Annotated in this window: 13 protein-coding genes; 10 read left to right on the forward strand and 3 right to left on the reverse strand. The window is 68.1% G+C overall.

Features of this window, described 5'->3' with window-relative positions; genetic code table 11:
* The first annotated feature begins 275 nt into the window (after positions 1 to 275).
* Together HH110_RS02040 and arcD are read left to right on the forward strand one after the other, a co-directional pair.
* On the forward strand, positions 276 to 2,870 hold the full coding sequence (locus HH110_RS02040) for a methyl-accepting chemotaxis protein (protein ID WP_176988092.1): 2,595 nt from the start codon (positions 276 to 278) through the stop codon (positions 2,868 to 2,870).
* Positions 2,871 to 2,969: 99 nt separating this feature from the next.
* Complete coding sequence (gene arcD, locus HH110_RS02045; RefSeq protein ID WP_176988093.1) at positions 2,970 to 4,394, forward strand: arginine-ornithine antiporter; 1,425 nt, start codon at positions 2,970 to 2,972, stop codon at positions 4,392 to 4,394.
* Between the two features lie 18 nt (positions 4,395 to 4,412).
* Here the strand turns inward: arcD and arsB are convergent, their stop codons facing one another.
* Both arsB and HH110_RS02055 read right to left on the reverse strand, forming a co-directional pair.
* A complete protein-coding gene (gene arsB / locus HH110_RS02050) occupies positions 4,413 to 5,480 on the reverse strand; it encodes an ACR3 family arsenite efflux transporter (RefSeq protein ID WP_176988094.1) in 1,068 nt (355 codons plus the stop codon).
* A gap of 22 nt (positions 5,481 to 5,502) precedes the next feature.
* Entirely contained in the window at positions 5,503 to 5,829 is a 327-nt protein-coding gene (locus HH110_RS02055; protein ID WP_176988095.1) for a helix-turn-helix transcriptional regulator, read from the reverse strand.
* Between the two features lie 39 nt (positions 5,830 to 5,868).
* On the opposite strand from HH110_RS02055, the gene arsH reads away from it, so the two are divergent.
* Positions 5,869 to 6,618: an arsenical resistance protein ArsH gene (gene arsH / locus HH110_RS02060; protein ID WP_176988096.1), complete on the forward strand. Its 750-nt coding sequence runs from the start codon at positions 5,869 to 5,871 to the stop codon at positions 6,616 to 6,618.
* A complete protein-coding gene (gene arsC / locus HH110_RS02065) occupies positions 6,615 to 7,040 on the forward strand; it encodes an arsenate reductase (glutaredoxin) (protein ID WP_176988097.1) in 426 nt (141 codons plus the stop codon). Before arsH ends, arsC begins: the two co-directional genes overlap by 4 nt.
* Positions 7,041 to 7,125: 85 nt before the next feature.
* Here arsC and HH110_RS02070 read toward each other — a convergent pair whose 3' ends face one another.
* Positions 7,126 to 7,515, reverse strand: a complete 390-nt coding sequence (locus tag HH110_RS02070) for a DUF2628 domain-containing protein (RefSeq protein ID WP_176988098.1) — start codon at positions 7,513 to 7,515, stop codon at positions 7,126 to 7,128.
* 195 nt (positions 7,516 to 7,710) lie between these two features.
* Here HH110_RS02070 and HH110_RS02075 point away from each other — a divergent pair, with 195 nt between their 5' ends.
* From HH110_RS02075 to hemC, 6 genes are all read left to right on the forward strand, one after another.
* Complete coding sequence (locus HH110_RS02075) at positions 7,711 to 7,890, forward strand: hypothetical protein (RefSeq protein WP_176988099.1); 180 nt, start codon at positions 7,711 to 7,713, stop codon at positions 7,888 to 7,890.
* A 484-nt stretch (positions 7,891 to 8,374) separates the two neighbouring features.
* Positions 8,375 to 10,282 (forward strand): glucans biosynthesis glucosyltransferase MdoH, encoded by a 1,908-nt coding sequence (gene mdoH / locus HH110_RS02080; protein WP_176988100.1) that lies wholly within the window; start codon positions 8,375 to 8,377, stop codon positions 10,280 to 10,282.
* 75 nt (positions 10,283 to 10,357) lie between these two features.
* The gene (locus tag HH110_RS02085; RefSeq protein ID WP_176988479.1) at positions 10,358 to 11,023 is read left to right on the forward strand and encodes an alpha/beta hydrolase; all 666 of its coding nucleotides are present in this window, start codon (positions 10,358 to 10,360) and stop codon (positions 11,021 to 11,023) included.
* A gap of 4 nt (positions 11,024 to 11,027) precedes the next feature.
* Positions 11,028 to 12,074 (forward strand): sensor histidine kinase, encoded by a 1,047-nt coding sequence (locus HH110_RS02090; protein ID WP_176988101.1) that lies wholly within the window; start codon positions 11,028 to 11,030, stop codon positions 12,072 to 12,074.
* Positions 12,075 to 12,084: 10 nt separating this feature from the next.
* Entirely contained in the window at positions 12,085 to 12,813 is a 729-nt protein-coding gene (locus HH110_RS02095; RefSeq protein WP_176988102.1) for a LytTR family DNA-binding domain-containing protein, read from the forward strand.
* A gap of 54 nt (positions 12,814 to 12,867) precedes the next feature.
* Entirely contained in the window at positions 12,868 to 13,779 is a 912-nt protein-coding gene (hemC, locus tag HH110_RS02100) for a hydroxymethylbilane synthase (protein WP_176988103.1), read from the forward strand.
* The last annotated feature ends 89 nt before the right edge of the window (positions 13,780 to 13,868 follow it).

The following is a 13,868-nucleotide window of genomic DNA, read 5'->3' on the forward strand; positions in this document are numbered from 1 at the left end:
GTCCCTTCTCTGGGCCGGCGCCGTCACGGTGCGGGCAGGCGGCATCTCCACAGGGCAGGGCGGTGGCACCGTGGCGTACGACGCGGTGACCCCCAGCACAGGACCAGCGCAGCCGGGAGTGGCGGCGGGCTGCCTGTGCCGATCCGACGTTGCATCGATCCCTGCTGGCCGCGCCGTGATGACACCGCGCGCGTGCCGGCCCGCAATGGACTGCGTGTTTCCGTGGCGGCGCGTGACTGCGTCCGCCGGTATGCCCTTTTTCCGGAACCGCCCCCATGCCCGTGTCCCGCCCCACCGCGTCCAAGCGCCCCGGCAGCATCGCCAACCGACTGATGCTGGGTACCGCATTGATCGCCATGCTCTGCTTCGGTGTCACCGCCGCCATCAGCTACCGCGAAGCCAGTGCCTCCCTGGTCGACGCCTCACGCCACACCATGCAGAGCGAGGCCCAGGCCGAAGCGCTGCGGGTGAGCGGTGATCTGTCCAGCGCCTTCGCCACCAGCCAGGCGCTCGCGCAGAACCTGCTGGTCCAGCGCGCCGCGGGCACGCTCTCCCGGGCGACGGTGGCCGCGGTCATCCGCCAGCAGGTGCAGGTGCACCCGGAATGGGTGGGCTTCGGCACGTTGTGGGAGCCGGAGGCTTTCGATGGCAAGGACGCCGAGTTCGTCGGTGCCGAGGCGCACGACGACACCGGCCGGTTCATGAGCTACTGGGCCTGGCACGAGGGGGCCCCGATGCAGGATGCGCTGAAGGGGTACGACGTGCCCGGTGATGGCGACTGGTACCTCAAGCCGAAGGCGCTCAAGCGGCAGACGGTGGCCGAACCCTACACCTACGAGATCGCCGGGCAGAAGGTGCTGATGACCACGCTGTCCACCCCGGTGGTCGACGATGGCACGTTCCTCGGCGTAGTGACGGTGGACTTCGCGCTGGCCGCCCTGCAGAAGCACCTGGCCGCATTGCGCCCGATGGGCGAAGGCCACGTTGAACTGATCTCGCCCGGCGGCATCGTGTTGGCTGCGAAGGATCCGAGCGAGATCGGCAAGCGTCGCGAGGATGCGCTGACCACCCAGGTGCTGGCGGCAGTGAAGGCCGACAAGACCTTCGACGCCTTCGAACCGGATGCCGCGGGCGATGTGAAAACCTACGTGCCGTTGCGCATCGGCGGCAGCGAAGAGCACTTCGCACTCGGCGTGATCGTGCCGCATGCGCTGATCACCGAAAAGGCGCGCGCGCTGCTGTGGATCATCCTCGCCGTGGGCCTGGGTGCGGCACTGGTGCTCAGTGGCAGCGTGTACGTGTTGCTGCGCCGGCAGGCGATCCGCCCCCTGGCCGATGCTGTCCGTCTCTCGGCCGACGTCGCCGAGGGCCGTCTGGATACGCCGCTGCCGCCGGCGCGCAACGATGAGGTGGGCCGCCTGCTGGAATCGATGCAGCGCATGCGCGGCCAGCTGCGCGCGGTGATGGCCGCACAGGGCGAGATGGCCCAGCGCCACGAGGCAGGCGAGCTGAGCTACCGCATGGACGCGCAGGCCTTCCCGGGCGAGTACGGCAAGATGGTGGAAGACACCAACCAGCTGGTCGGGGCCAACATCGCGGTGACCCGCCGCCTGGTCGAGGTGATGCAGCGCTATGCGGTCGGTGACCTGAGCCCGGACATGGATCGCCTGCCCGGCGAACAGGCGGCCTTCACCGCCGCGATGGATACCACCAAGGCCAACCTGCGTGCGATCAACACCCAGATCGGGGAACTGGCCGGCGCGGCGGCGGTGGGCGATTTCAGCCAGCGCGGCGACGTCGTGCGTTTCGACCACGACTTCCGCGCGATGGTCGAGAACCTCAACACGATGATGCAGGTCAGCGATGACAATCTGCAGCAGATCTCCGCGCTGCTGCGCGCGATCGCGGCGGGCGACCTCACCGCGCGCATGCAGGGCGATTTCCATGGCGTGTTCGCGCGGATGCGGGACGATGCCAACACCACCGTGGCCCAGCTGACCGACATCGTCGGCCGCATCCAGCAGGCGACCGGCAGCATCAATCTGGCCGCCGGCGAGATCGCCGCGGGCAACAGCGATCTGTCGCGCCGTACCGAACAGCAGGCGGCCAGCCTGGAGGAGACCGCGGCGTCGATGGAGGAGCTCACCTCCACCGTGCGCCAGAACGCGGACCATGCCGTGCAGGCGAACCAGCTCGCGGCCGGCGCCGCCGACGTGGCCTCGCAGGGCGGCGTGGTGGTCGGCCAGGTCGTGACCACGATGGCCGGCATCGAGGCCTCGTCCAAGCGCATCGCCGAGATCATCTCGGTGATCGACGGCATTGCGTTCCAGACCAACATCCTGGCCTTGAATGCCGCCGTGGAAGCGGCGCGCGCCGGCGAACAGGGCCGCGGCTTCGCGGTGGTGGCCACGGAAGTGCGCGCGCTGGCGCAGCGCTCGGCGGGAGCAGCCAAGGAGATCAAGACCCTGATCGACGACTCGGTCACCCAGGTCAGCGCGGGCTCGGCGCTGGTGCACACTGCCGGCCGCACGATGGAAGAGATCGTCACCGGCGTGCGCCGGGTCAACGACATCATGGCCGAGATTTCGGCGGCCTCGAAGGAACAGTCCGCCGGCATCGAGCAGGTCAACCAGACCATCACCCAGATGGACGAGACCACGCAGCAGAATGCGGCATTGGTCGAGGAAGCCACGGCTGCGGCGCGCGCGATGGAAGAGCAGGCGCAGCAGCTGGGCACTGCCGTGGCGATCTTCCGCCTGCAGTCCAGTGCTGGCCCGGCCAGTGCATCGGCACGCCGCGCCGCGCCGGCGCGCAGCACCGCGCGGATGCCCGCAGCGGCCGTGGCCGGGGACGACTGGCAGACCTTCTGATCCATCCGGCGTGCCGCATGCAGCGGCACGCCTGGTTCACCGGATGCTCACCGCCCTGCGTTGGTCATCGGCGCTATCCTGTCCGGGCATGGTGAGCACATGACCTCTCGTTCCGACCGGCTCGGCCTGACCGCGTTGACCGCGCTGGTGGTCGGCTCGATGATCGGCGCCGGCATCTTCTCGTTGCCGCAGAACATCGCGCGCAGTGCGGGCCCGGGGGTGGCCCTGATCGGCTGGACGATCAGCGGGCTGGGGATGTTGATGCTGGCGTTCGTGTTCCAGAACCTGGCCAACCGCAAGCCCGAGCTGGACACCGGCATCTATGCGTACGCGCGTGCCGGGTTCGGCGACTACATCGGCTTCTCGGCTGCCTGGGGCTATTGGGTCTGTTCGCTGCTCGGCAACGTCAGCTACTTCGTGCTGATCTTCAGCGGGCTGGGCTACTTCGTGCCGGCCTTCGGCGAAGGCAATACGTGGCAGGCGGTGGCGTGCGCGTCCGTGCTGCTGTGGGCGATGCACGCGATGATCCTGCGTGGCATCCGCCAGGCCGCGCTGGTCAATGCGGTCGTCACCGTCGCCAAGATCGTGCCGATCGTGGTGTTCCTGATCATCGCCGCGGTGGGCTTCAAGGCCGATATCTTCACCGGGCAGTTCTGGGGCACGGTGGAACTGGGCAGCGTCGGCGAGCAGCTGCGCGGTATGATGCTGATCACGGTCTGGGTGTTCATCGGCATCGAGGGCGCCAGCATCTATTCGCGCCGTGCGGCCAAGCGTTCGGATGTCGGGCGCGCGACCATCATCGGGTTCCTGTGCGTGCTTGCGCTGTTGATGCTGGTCAATCTGCTCTCGATGGGCGTGCTGCGCCAGGAGGCACTGGCACAGGCGCGCAACCCGTCGATGGCGTTCGTGCTGGAGGCCATCGTCGGCCCCTGGGGCGCCACGCTGATCATCATCGGCATGATCGTTTCGGTGCTGGGGGCGTTGCTGGCCTGGGTGCTGCTGTGCGCCGAAGTGCTGTACGCCGCGGCGGGGGATGGCACGATGCCAGCCTTCCTCGGGCACGAGAACGCGCGCCAGGTCCCGGCCAATGCGCTGTGGCTCACCAACGGGCTGATCCAGCTGTTCCTGGTCATTACCCTGTTCAGTGCCGGCACCTATACCAGCCTGGTGCTGCTGGGCGCATCGATGAGCCTGGTGCCGTATCTGTTCTCGGCCGGTTACGGCGCCCTGCTCGCGTTGCGCGGGGAAACCTATGCCGGGCAACCTGGGTTGCGCGCCCGCGATCTGCTGGTGGCCGGGCTGGCAACGGTCTACGCGCTGTGGCTGGTCTATGCCGGCGGACTGTCCCAGGTGCTGCTGTCGGTATTGCTGTACGCGCCGGGCATCGCCATGTTCGCGGTCGCCAAGCACGGGCATGGGCAGCGGATATTCACCCGGGCGGAGCAGGTGATCGTGGCGGTTGTGATCGTCGTTGCCGGTTGGGCGGCGTGGGCTCTGTACCAGGGCCATCTGCACCTGGCATGAGCGCCACGCGATGGGCGATCACGGTGACCGCACGTCCGGGCTCGCCGGAAACCCGCGGCGCCCCAGCCGCAGCGCCAGATGCACGAGCACGATCAGCACCGGCACTTCCACCAGCGGCCCGATCACAGCGGCGAAGGCGACCGGCGAACCCAGCCCGAACGCGGCGATGGCCACCGCAATGGCCAGTTCGAAATTGTTGCCGGTGGCGGTGAATGCGATCGCGGTGGTGCGCGGGTAGTCGCGTGCGATCCAGCGGCCCATGAAGAAGCTCAGCAGGAACTGCACGAAGAAGTAGATCGTCAACGGGATGGCGATCCGCACCGCGTCGAGCGGAATGTGCACGATGTCACCGCCCTTGAGGCTGAACATCGCCACGATGGTGAACAACAACGCGATCAGCGTGATCGGGCTGATGGCCGGCAGGAACCGCGTTTCGTACCACGCGGCACCCCGCAGCTTCAGCAGCCAGCGCCGCCCGAGGTAGCCCGCCGCGAACGGAATCCCCAGATACACCAGCACCGCGCCGGCGATGGTCCACGTGCTGACATCGATCACGCTGCGCTGCAGCCCGAACAGCGGCGGCAGCACGGTCAGGAACACCCACGCATAGACGCTGAAGAACGCGATCTGGAACAGCGAATTGAACGCGACCAGCCCAGCCACGTACTGGTTGTCGCCGCGCGCCAGCTGGTTCCAGACCAGCACCATGGCGATGCACCGGGCCAGGCCGATCAGGATCAGTCCGGTCATGTACTCCGGCCGGTCGTGCAGGAACAGCGCGGCCAGCGCGAACATCAACACCGGTCCCACCACCCAGTTCTGCAGCAGCGACACTGCCAGCACGCGCTTGTCGGCGAAGACGCCGGGCAGCGCCTCGTACTTCACCTTCGCCAGGGGCGGGTACATCATCAGGATCAGGCCCGCGGCGATCGGCAGGTTGGTGCCGCCGATCGTCATGGCATCCAGCGCGGCGGGCAGGCCGTCGAACAGGGTGCCCAAGGCCACGCCGAGCGCCATCGCCGCGAAGATCCACAGGGTCAGCCAGCGGTCCAGAAAGGACAGGCGGGAAGGGGAGGACGTCGTCATTGCCACGGGCCCGGTCACGGTGTCAGCGCGGCGGTGTGCACTGGCCGGCCGGACCGCAGTCCGCCTCGCCGGCGCAGCAGTTTTCGGTCAGGTAGCCGATCAGGCCATTCATCGCCTCGAAGTCGGCGCGGTAGCAGATGCTGCGGCCGCGTGGCTCGGCGCTGACCAGCCCAGCCGCGCTCAGTTCCTTGAGGTGGAAGGACAGGGTGGCGCCGGGCAGGCCCAGTTCGGTGGCGATCTCGCCGGCCAACCGGCCGCCATGCCCGGCCTGCACCAGCAGGCGAAAGACGCTCAGGCGGGTGGCGTGGCCCAAGGCGGCGAGAGCGTTGGTTGCGTTATTATGTTCCATGTTTCTAGAATAGTGGAACAATACGTCCGGAGCAACCCCATGTCCCTGCTGCCCCACCTGACCGATGCGGTCGTCGACCGTCCGGATGCCGTCCGGTTGTCTGCCCGTGTCAGTGCCCACCCGCCCCGCATCCTGGTGATGTATGGATCGCTGCGCCCACAGTCGTACAGCCGGTTGCTCGCCAAGGAAGTGGAGCGCCTGCTGCAGCACCTGGGCGCCGAGGTGCGGGTGTTCGATCCGCACGGGCTCCCGTTGGTCGACGCGGTGGACGCCAGCGATCCCAGGGTCCAGCAGCTGCGCGCCTGGTCGCAGTGGTCCGAGGGCCAGGTCTGGATCAGTCCGGAGCGTCACGGCACCCTCAGCGCAGTGTTCAAGAACCAGATCGACTGGCTGCCGTTGACCGAGGGCAGTGTGCGCCCGACCCAGGGCCGCACCTTGGCCGTGATGCAGGTGTCGGGCGGCTCGCAGTCCTTCAATGTGGTCAACGCATTGCGGGTTCTCGGGCGCTGGATGCGGATGGTAACGATCCCCAACCAGTCCTCGGTTGCCAAGGTCTGGCAGGAGTTCGACGGGGAGGGGCGGATGAAGCCGTCGGCGTACTACGATCGTGTCGTCGACGTGGTCGAGGAGCTGGTGAAGTTCACGCTGCTGGTGCGCGACCACAGTGACTACCTGACCGACCGCTACAGCGAGCGCAAGGATGATGCGGAAGCAGCGCGGTTGGCCCGCAATGCGGGCGTGTTCGAGCCGGTCACGCGCCCGTCGGCCGCTGCCGGAGACCGCGCATGAAGGCCATCATCTATCACAACCCGGCCTGCGCGACCTCGCGCAACGTGCTCGCGTTGATCCGCCATGCCGGCGTCGAACCGGAGGTGGTGCAGTACCTGCAAACGCCGCCGGATCGTGAGCGGCTTGTCGAACTGATTGCCGCCGCCGGCCTGCAGGTGCGCGATGCGCTGCGCCAGAAAGGCACGCCGTATGCCGAGCTCGGCCTGGACGATCCAGCGCTGGCGGATGCGCAGCTGCTCGATGCGATGCTGGCCCATCCGATCCTGATCAACCGGCCGTTCGTGCAGACCGCACTTGGGGTGCGTCTGGCGCGGCCGTCGGAGACGGTCCTGGAAATCCTGCCGCCGGTGCATGCGCCATTCCGCAAGGAAGACGGCGAGGTGGTGATCGACGCCGGAGGCCGACGCCCCCCGCCGCGCTGAAGCAGCACACGCGGCCGCCGCACCGCCGCCCCACGAAAAAGCCCGGTCAGTGACCGGGCTTTTGTGCTTCACGCCTGCGCGTTGCTTACCAACGCATGCCGGCGAAGGGGTTCCAGCTGGTGTCGCCCTTCACTTTTTCCAGGTAGTACGAATAGTTGGTGGTCATCCCGATCAGGACCGACCAGGCCATGCCGATCGCCCGGCCGACCACGTCCGGCAGGAACGCCAGGATCACCATCAGCACGAGGGTGATGCCCAGAATGGTGAGCGCCTTGCGCCACATGCCCAGGATCAGCAGGTAGATCCAGCTGAAGAACAGCGCGAAGAAGTTGAAGTTGATCTTGATCCGCTGGCCGAACGTCAACGTCTTGAACGCGGCCTTGAACGCCGGCGAATTGGGAGCGCCGTGCTGTTCGAAGAAGTTGAAGCGGAACTGCCACTTGGGGCTGTAGGGGGAAGCAGTATTGGAATCCATATCCGAATCATGTGTTGAAAACGATTACATGATACCGACAAGCTCTTGATAAGCGCCAATATTTCGACGCTTCCCAAGACCTCTGGCAAGGACTGAGGGCACCGTCACACATTCGTCCCGAATTTCCGCTAGGGTGCGCAATCCGCGCGGCCGGAAGCCCCGCAGGTCATGAGAAGTCAACGAGATGCCAGGCCAATGTCCATTGATGTGATGTCCCCCGAGCGCCCTGAAGCAGGACCGCAGATCACCCCGTGTCCGGTCGCCACCCAGGCACAGCACCTGCTCGCCCAGCTGCAGTTCTCGCAGGTGAGCGCGCGTGCGCTCGCCCGCCCGCCGGTCGCCACCGACCTGGCCGTGGCCGCCACCCTCGCCTGAGCTGACCCGGCGTCTGTCGCCAACGTCAGCGACGACCCGTCGCTGGACCGCTTCGCCGGTCGAAAACTGCGCACCACTGGCGCTCTCCTGTTCCGGCGGAGCCCCTTGGAAGTGCTGGCGTGGCGGTTTCGCGTCCCCCGCGTCGGTTCCAAGCTGAATGGGGAGACGCCCACGGCACAGGGCCTGCGGGCCGATCGTCGTTCAGGGGCTTCCAGTTGTCTCGATCCAAAAGCTGAATGCGGAGAAATCGACGCGCGGCCCTTCGCGCGCACCTTACATTTCGCGCCATAGACTGAGCCGCATTTTTCGTCTCAAGTCGGTTTGGAGAGTTCGTGGGTTCCGGTAGTCACAGACAACAGCTGCGTGCCGGTCTCCGGCCCGCGCCGACAGGACGAATGCGTGCCATCGCGCACGCCGGGCTCAGGATGCCCCTTTCCACACTTGGCACCCCCGGCCTGGCACGCCCTGCACAGGGACACCGCGCATGAGTACCCAGACCCTGATCGCCCCGCTGGACGCCGGCCGGGCGACGTTGCCGGCCGAGTCGCCGTTGCCGATGCCCGAGCAGTCGTTGCGCGACGGGCAGCTGCAGGTCCGGCGCCAGCGCACCTCGCCGCGGATGATCGGACTGCGCCGCTTTTACATCCTGGGCGGCACCGCGGCGATGACCATCGCTGCCAGCCGGATGATGTGGAAGGTGCTGGCCGTCAACGGCATCAGCGTGCTCGAGGCGTGCCTGCTGGTGCTGTTCGTCGGCCTGTTCGCGTGGATCGCGCTGTCCTTCGCCGGCGCCGTGGCCGGCTTCCTGACCGCGGTGTTCGACCGTGGTTACAAGCTGGGCATCGATCCGGACGCGCCGCTGCCGACCGTGCACACGCGTACCGCGCTGCTGATGCCCACCTACAACGAAGATCCGCGCCGGTTGCTGGCCGGTCTGCAGGCGATCTATGAGTCGGTCGCCGAGACCGGGCAGCTGGCGAACTTCGATTTCTACGTACTCAGCGATACCCGCCGCGATGACGTCGGGCAGGCCGAGGAAGAAGCCTTCCACGCGCTGTGCGATGCGGTCGGCGGCCATGACCGCATCTTCTACCGTCGCCGCGGCGACAACAGCGGGCGCAAGGCCGGCAACATCGCCGATTGGGTCCGCCGGTTCGGCGGCGCCTACCCTCAGATGCTGATCCTGGACGCCGACAGCCTGATGACCGGCGACACCATCGTGCGCCTGGTGGCCGGCATGGAGCACAACCCGGACGTCGGCCTGATCCAGACCCTGCCGGCAGTGGTCGGCGGGCGTACGCTCTTCGCCCGCATGCAGCAGTTCGGTGGGCGCGTGTACGGCCCGGTGATCGGCCGCGGCGTGGCCTGGTGGCACGGCGCCGAGAGCAACTACTGGGGCCACAACGCGATCATCCGCACCCAGGCCTTCGCCGAACAGGCCGGCCTGCCGTTGCTGCCGGGCAAGGAACCGTTTGGTGGGCATGTGCTCAGCCACGATTTCGTCGAGGCGGCGCTGATGCGTCGTGGCGGCTGGGCCACCCACATGGTGCCGTACCTCAAAGGCAGCTATGAGGAAGGTCCGCCGACCCTGACCGATCTGCTGGTGCGCGACCGCCGCTGGTGCCAGGGCAACCTGCAGCACGCCAAGGTGGTGGGCTCCAAGGGCCTGCACTGGGTCAGCCGCATGCACATGCTGGTCGGCATCGGCCATTACTTCACCGCGCCGATGTGGGCGATGCTGATGCTGGTCGGGATCGCGATCCCGCTGTTCCAGGGCGGCATCGACCTCAACGAAGTGCTGCATCTCTCGCCCGGCGTGTACTGGCGCCACCAGGACGAGACCCAGGTGATCCGCATGTTCGCGATCACCATGGTGGTGCTGCTCTCGCCGAAGGTGCTGGGCTATCTGGCGATGCTGCTGGAGCCGGTCGAACGTCGCGGCTGCGGTGGCACGATCCGCGCCTTCATTTCGATGCTGCTGGAGACCATCCTCGCCGCGTTGATGGCGCCGGTGGTGATGTATGTGCAGTCGCGCGGCGTGGCCGAAGTGCTGGCCGGCAAGGACTCGGGCTGGGACGCGCAGCAGCGTGACGATGGCGGCGTGTCCTGGCTCGCGCTGGCGCGCGGTTATGGCGGGCTGAGCGTGTTCGGTCTGTTCATGGGCGCGCTGGCCTACGCGGTCTCGCCCTCGCTGGCCGCGTGGATGGCGCCGGTGGTGATCGGCATGGTGCTGGCGATTCCGGTGGTGGGCTTCACCTCCTCGCGCACCGCGGGCGTCTGGATGCACCGGCTGGGCCTGATGGAAATCCCCGAAGAATCGGCACCACCGAAGGTGCTGGTGCGCGCGGCCGAGCTGCGCCGCGCGGCCGCCGAGGCGCATCCGCACGGCTGAGCGGTATGTCGCCGCGACCGATGCCCCATTGGCACGGGGCGCGGTCATAATGCGGCTTGAACGTACTGGAGCCGCCTGATGCTGGATACCGTGGAAAACGAAACCGGCGCCGACCCGCAGTGGTCGGTGCTGTGGCTGCATGGCCTGGGTGCCGATGGCCATGACTTCGCCCCGATCGTGCCCGAACTGGTGCGCCCGCACTGGCCGGCGATCCGCTTCGTGTTCCCGCATGCGCCGGTGCAGCCGATCACGATCAACAACGGCGTGCCGATGCGCGCCTGGTACGACATCGTCAGCATGGACTTCCGCTCGCGCGCGGACAGCGCTGGCGTGGAGGCCTCGATCGTCGAGCTGGAACTGCTGATCGAGCGCGAGATCGCGCGCGGCATCCCGGCCGAACGCATCCTGCTGGCCGGTTTCTCGCAGGGCGGGGCGGTGATCCTCAGCGCGCTGCTGCGCCGCACGCGCCCGCTGGCCGGGCTGATCGCGCTGTCGACCTACCTCCCGGATCCGGCCAAGGCGGCCGCCGCGCGGGTGGCCGATGCGATCAGCGTGCCGGTGTTCATGGCGCACGGCACGCAGGATCCGGTGATTCCGGTGGCGATCGCCGAGCACACCGCTCAGACCCTTGGCGTGCTCGGCCTGCCGGTGGAGTGGCACACCTATACGATGGCCCACCAGGTCTGCGCCGAGGAACTGCACGCGCTGGGCGAATGGCTCGAGGCGCGCTTCGCCGCCTGATCCCATGAGCGACCCGCGCCAGCAGTCCTGGTTGCCCGAGCTGTGCCGCCTGCCGCGGCTGGCGGCGATGCTCGGGTTGGCCGAACTGGTCGTGGTGGTGGTCGCGCTCGCACCCGATGGGAGCCGCCATTGGACCGCGACGGATTTCCTCTCGGCCAGTGGTTTCGCGCTGTGGCTGGCGCTGGCGGTCACGGTCTGCCTGTGCAGCGTGCGTGCGATGCTCTCGCGCCTGCCCGAAGTGCCGGGCATGGTGCTGGTGGTGCTGATGACCGGCCTGATCGCCGCTGCCTGTGCGGCGATCGTGCACGCGCTGTACGGCGTGCTCGGTGGCAGCAGCTTCGCCCAGACCGTCGGGTTCTGGCGGTTCACGCTCGGCAGCGCGGCGATGACCGCGCTGATTTCCGCGCTGGCGCTGCGCTACTTCTACGTCAGCGATCGCGGCAGCGCGCAGATGCTGGCCAACGCGCAGGCGCAGGCCGATGCGCTGCAGGCGCGCATCCGCCCGCACTTTCTGTTCAACAGCATGAACCTGATCGCCAGCCTGCTGCGCCGCGATCCGGACGTGGCCGAGCGCGCGGTACTCGACCTGTCCGATCTGTTCCGCGCGGCGTTGGGCGCGGGCGAGGGCGATTCCACCCTGCAGGCCGAGTGCGAACTGGCCGAACGCTATCTCTCGATCGAATCGCTGCGCCTGGGCGAACGCCTGAAGGTGATCTGGCTGCGCGACGAACCGTTGCCGTGGTCGTTGCCGATGCCGCGGCTGGTGCTGCAGCCGCTGGTCGAGAACGCGGTGCTGCACGGCATCTCGCGGGTGCCGGCCGGCGGCACCATCGTGCTGGCGTTGTCGAGCGATGGCACCAGCCTACGCATCCGCGTGCGCAACCCGGCGCCGGACCCGGCCACGCGCGGGCTGCCGCTGCTCCAGGGCGCGGGCCACGCACAGCGCAACATCGCCCATCGCCTGGCCTGGCGCTTCGGCCCGGCGGCGCGGATGACGGGGGCGTGGGCCGACGGCTACTATGCTTGCGAAATCACGGTCCCGGTCCAGTGAGGAAACTGTCTTGAAGGTGGTGATCGCCGACGACGAACCGCTGGCCCGCGAGCGCCTGCGCTCCCTGCTCGCCGACCAGGCTGGCATCGAGGTCGTGGCCGAGGCCGAGAACGGCGAGCAGGCGCTGCATGCCTGTGCCGAACTGCAACCGGACCTGGTCCTGCTTGATATCGCCATGCCCGGCCTGGACGGGCTGGAGGCCGCGCGTCACCTGGCGACCTTCGAGCCGCGCCCGGCGGTGGTGTTCTGCACCGCCTACGACGCGCATGCGCTTTCCGCGTTCGAGGCCGCCGCCATCGACTACCTGATGAAGCCGGTGCGCCCCGAGCGCCTGGCTGCGGCACTGGAGCGCGCGCGGACCTTCCTGGCCGGCCGCAGCGGACCGGCGGCGGCCGCCAGCCAGCAGGCCCGCACACTGCTGTGCGCGCGCCTGCGCGGCAGCCTGCGGCTGATTCCGGTCGAGGACATCCACTATCTCCAGGCGGAGGAGAAGTACGTCGTGGTGCACCACGCCCGCGGCGAAGACCTGCTGGAGGAATCGCTGAAGTCGCTGGAAGAGGAATTCGGCAACCGCTTCGTGCGCATCCACCGCAATTGCCTGGTCGCCCGCCACGAGCTGGTCGAGCTGCGACGAAATGGGGCAGGCCAGGTCCAGGCCGTGCTGCGGCACGGGCACGCGCCGCTGGAAGTCAGCCGCCGCTGCGTGGCCAGCCTGAAGCAGGAACTCAAGCACCTGTAACCCGGCGGCCGCACGCCATTGGTCGATACGCCCCTGTGCGTCGATAATGGCGCCATGAAGACCCTGCGCATCGCCACCCGAAAGAGCCCGCTTGCCCTCTGGCAGAGCGAATACGTCGCCGACCGCCTGCGCCAGGCCCATCCCGGGCTGGACGTGGTGCTGGTGCCGATGAGCACGCGCGGCGACGAGGTGCTGGACCGCTCGCTGGCCGCGATCGGCGGCAAGGGCCTGTTCCTCAAGGAACTGGAGCTGGCGATGCTGCGTGGCGAGGCGGACTGCGCCGTGCACTCGCTCAAGGATGTGCCGATGGAACTGGATGCGCCGTTCGCGTTGCCGGCGATGCTGACCCGCCACGACGCGGCCGACGGATTCATTTCCAACCTGTACGCCTCGCTGGAGGCACTGCCGATCGGCGCGCGCGTGGGTACGTCATCGCTGCGCCGGCAGGCCCAGTTGCGCGCGCTGCGTCCTGATCTCGAGCTGTCGGACCTGCGCGGCAACGTCAACACGCGCCTGGCCAAGCTCGACAACGGCGGTTACGACGCGATCGTGCTGGCGGTAGCGGGGCTGGAGCGGTTGGGCCTGGGCAACCGCATCGTCGCGCGGCTGGCTGCGCCGGCGTGGCTGCCGGCGCCGGCGCAGGGCGCGGTGACCGTCGAATGCAATGGCGAGGATGCGCAGGTGATGGCGCTGTTTGCTGCACTGGACGATGCCGATACGCGTGCCTGCGTGGAGGCCGAGCGCGCCATGAACCGCGCACTGCACGGCAGCTGCCATGTGCCGGTGGCCGGGTTCGCGCAGTGGGAAGGCGAGGATCTGTTCCTGCAGGGGCTGGTCGGCGGTGTCGCCGACGGTCGCCTGGTGCGCGCGGAAGCGCGCGGGCCGGCAAGTGATCCGGAAGGCCTGGGCCAGCGCGTGGCGCGCGGCCTGCTCGATGCCGGTGCCGGCGAACTGCTGGCGGTGTAGTGCCGGCCGCTGGCCGGCAGTCCAGGTCGCGCAAGGTTCCGGGTAGCCGGCCAGCGGCCGGCACTACCTGACGCGATGGGTGTGCAGTG

Source organism: Stenotrophomonas sp. SAM-B, assembly GCF_013387485.1.
GTDB classification, from domain to species: domain Bacteria; phylum Pseudomonadota; class Gammaproteobacteria; order Xanthomonadales; family Xanthomonadaceae; genus Stenotrophomonas; species Stenotrophomonas maltophilia_AA.

Excerpts from the sequence above, each read along its gene's own strand:
- HH110_RS02070 (WP_176988098.1), bottom strand. The coding sequence starts at position 7,515 with ATGGATTCCAATACTGCTTCCCCCTACAGCCCCAAGTGGCAGTTCCGC.
- HH110_RS02075 (WP_176988099.1), top strand. The coding sequence starts at position 7,711 with ATGTCCATTGATGTGATGTCCCCCGAGCGCCCTGAAGCAGGACCGCAG.
- mdoH (WP_176988100.1), top strand. The coding sequence starts at position 8,375 with ATGAGTACCCAGACCCTGATCGCCCCGCTGGACGCCGGCCGGGCGACG.
- hemC (WP_176988103.1), top strand. The coding sequence starts at position 12,868 with ATGAAGACCCTGCGCATCGCCACCCGAAAGAGCCCGCTTGCCCTCTGG.
- arcD (WP_176988093.1), top strand. The coding sequence starts at position 2,970 with ATGACCTCTCGTTCCGACCGGCTCGGCCTGACCGCGTTGACCGCGCTG.
- arsC (WP_176988097.1), top strand. The coding sequence starts at position 6,615 with ATGAAGGCCATCATCTATCACAACCCGGCCTGCGCGACCTCGCGCAAC.
- HH110_RS02090 (WP_176988101.1), top strand. The coding sequence starts at position 11,028 with ATGAGCGACCCGCGCCAGCAGTCCTGGTTGCCCGAGCTGTGCCGCCTG.
- HH110_RS02040 (WP_176988092.1), top strand. The coding sequence starts at position 276 with ATGCCCGTGTCCCGCCCCACCGCGTCCAAGCGCCCCGGCAGCATCGCC.
- HH110_RS02055 (WP_176988095.1), bottom strand. The coding sequence starts at position 5,829 with ATGGAACATAATAACGCAACCAACGCTCTCGCCGCCTTGGGCCACGCC.
- arsB (WP_176988094.1), bottom strand. The coding sequence starts at position 5,480 with ATGACGACGTCCTCCCCTTCCCGCCTGTCCTTTCTGGACCGCTGGCTG.
- arsH (WP_176988096.1), top strand. The coding sequence starts at position 5,869 with ATGTCCCTGCTGCCCCACCTGACCGATGCGGTCGTCGACCGTCCGGAT.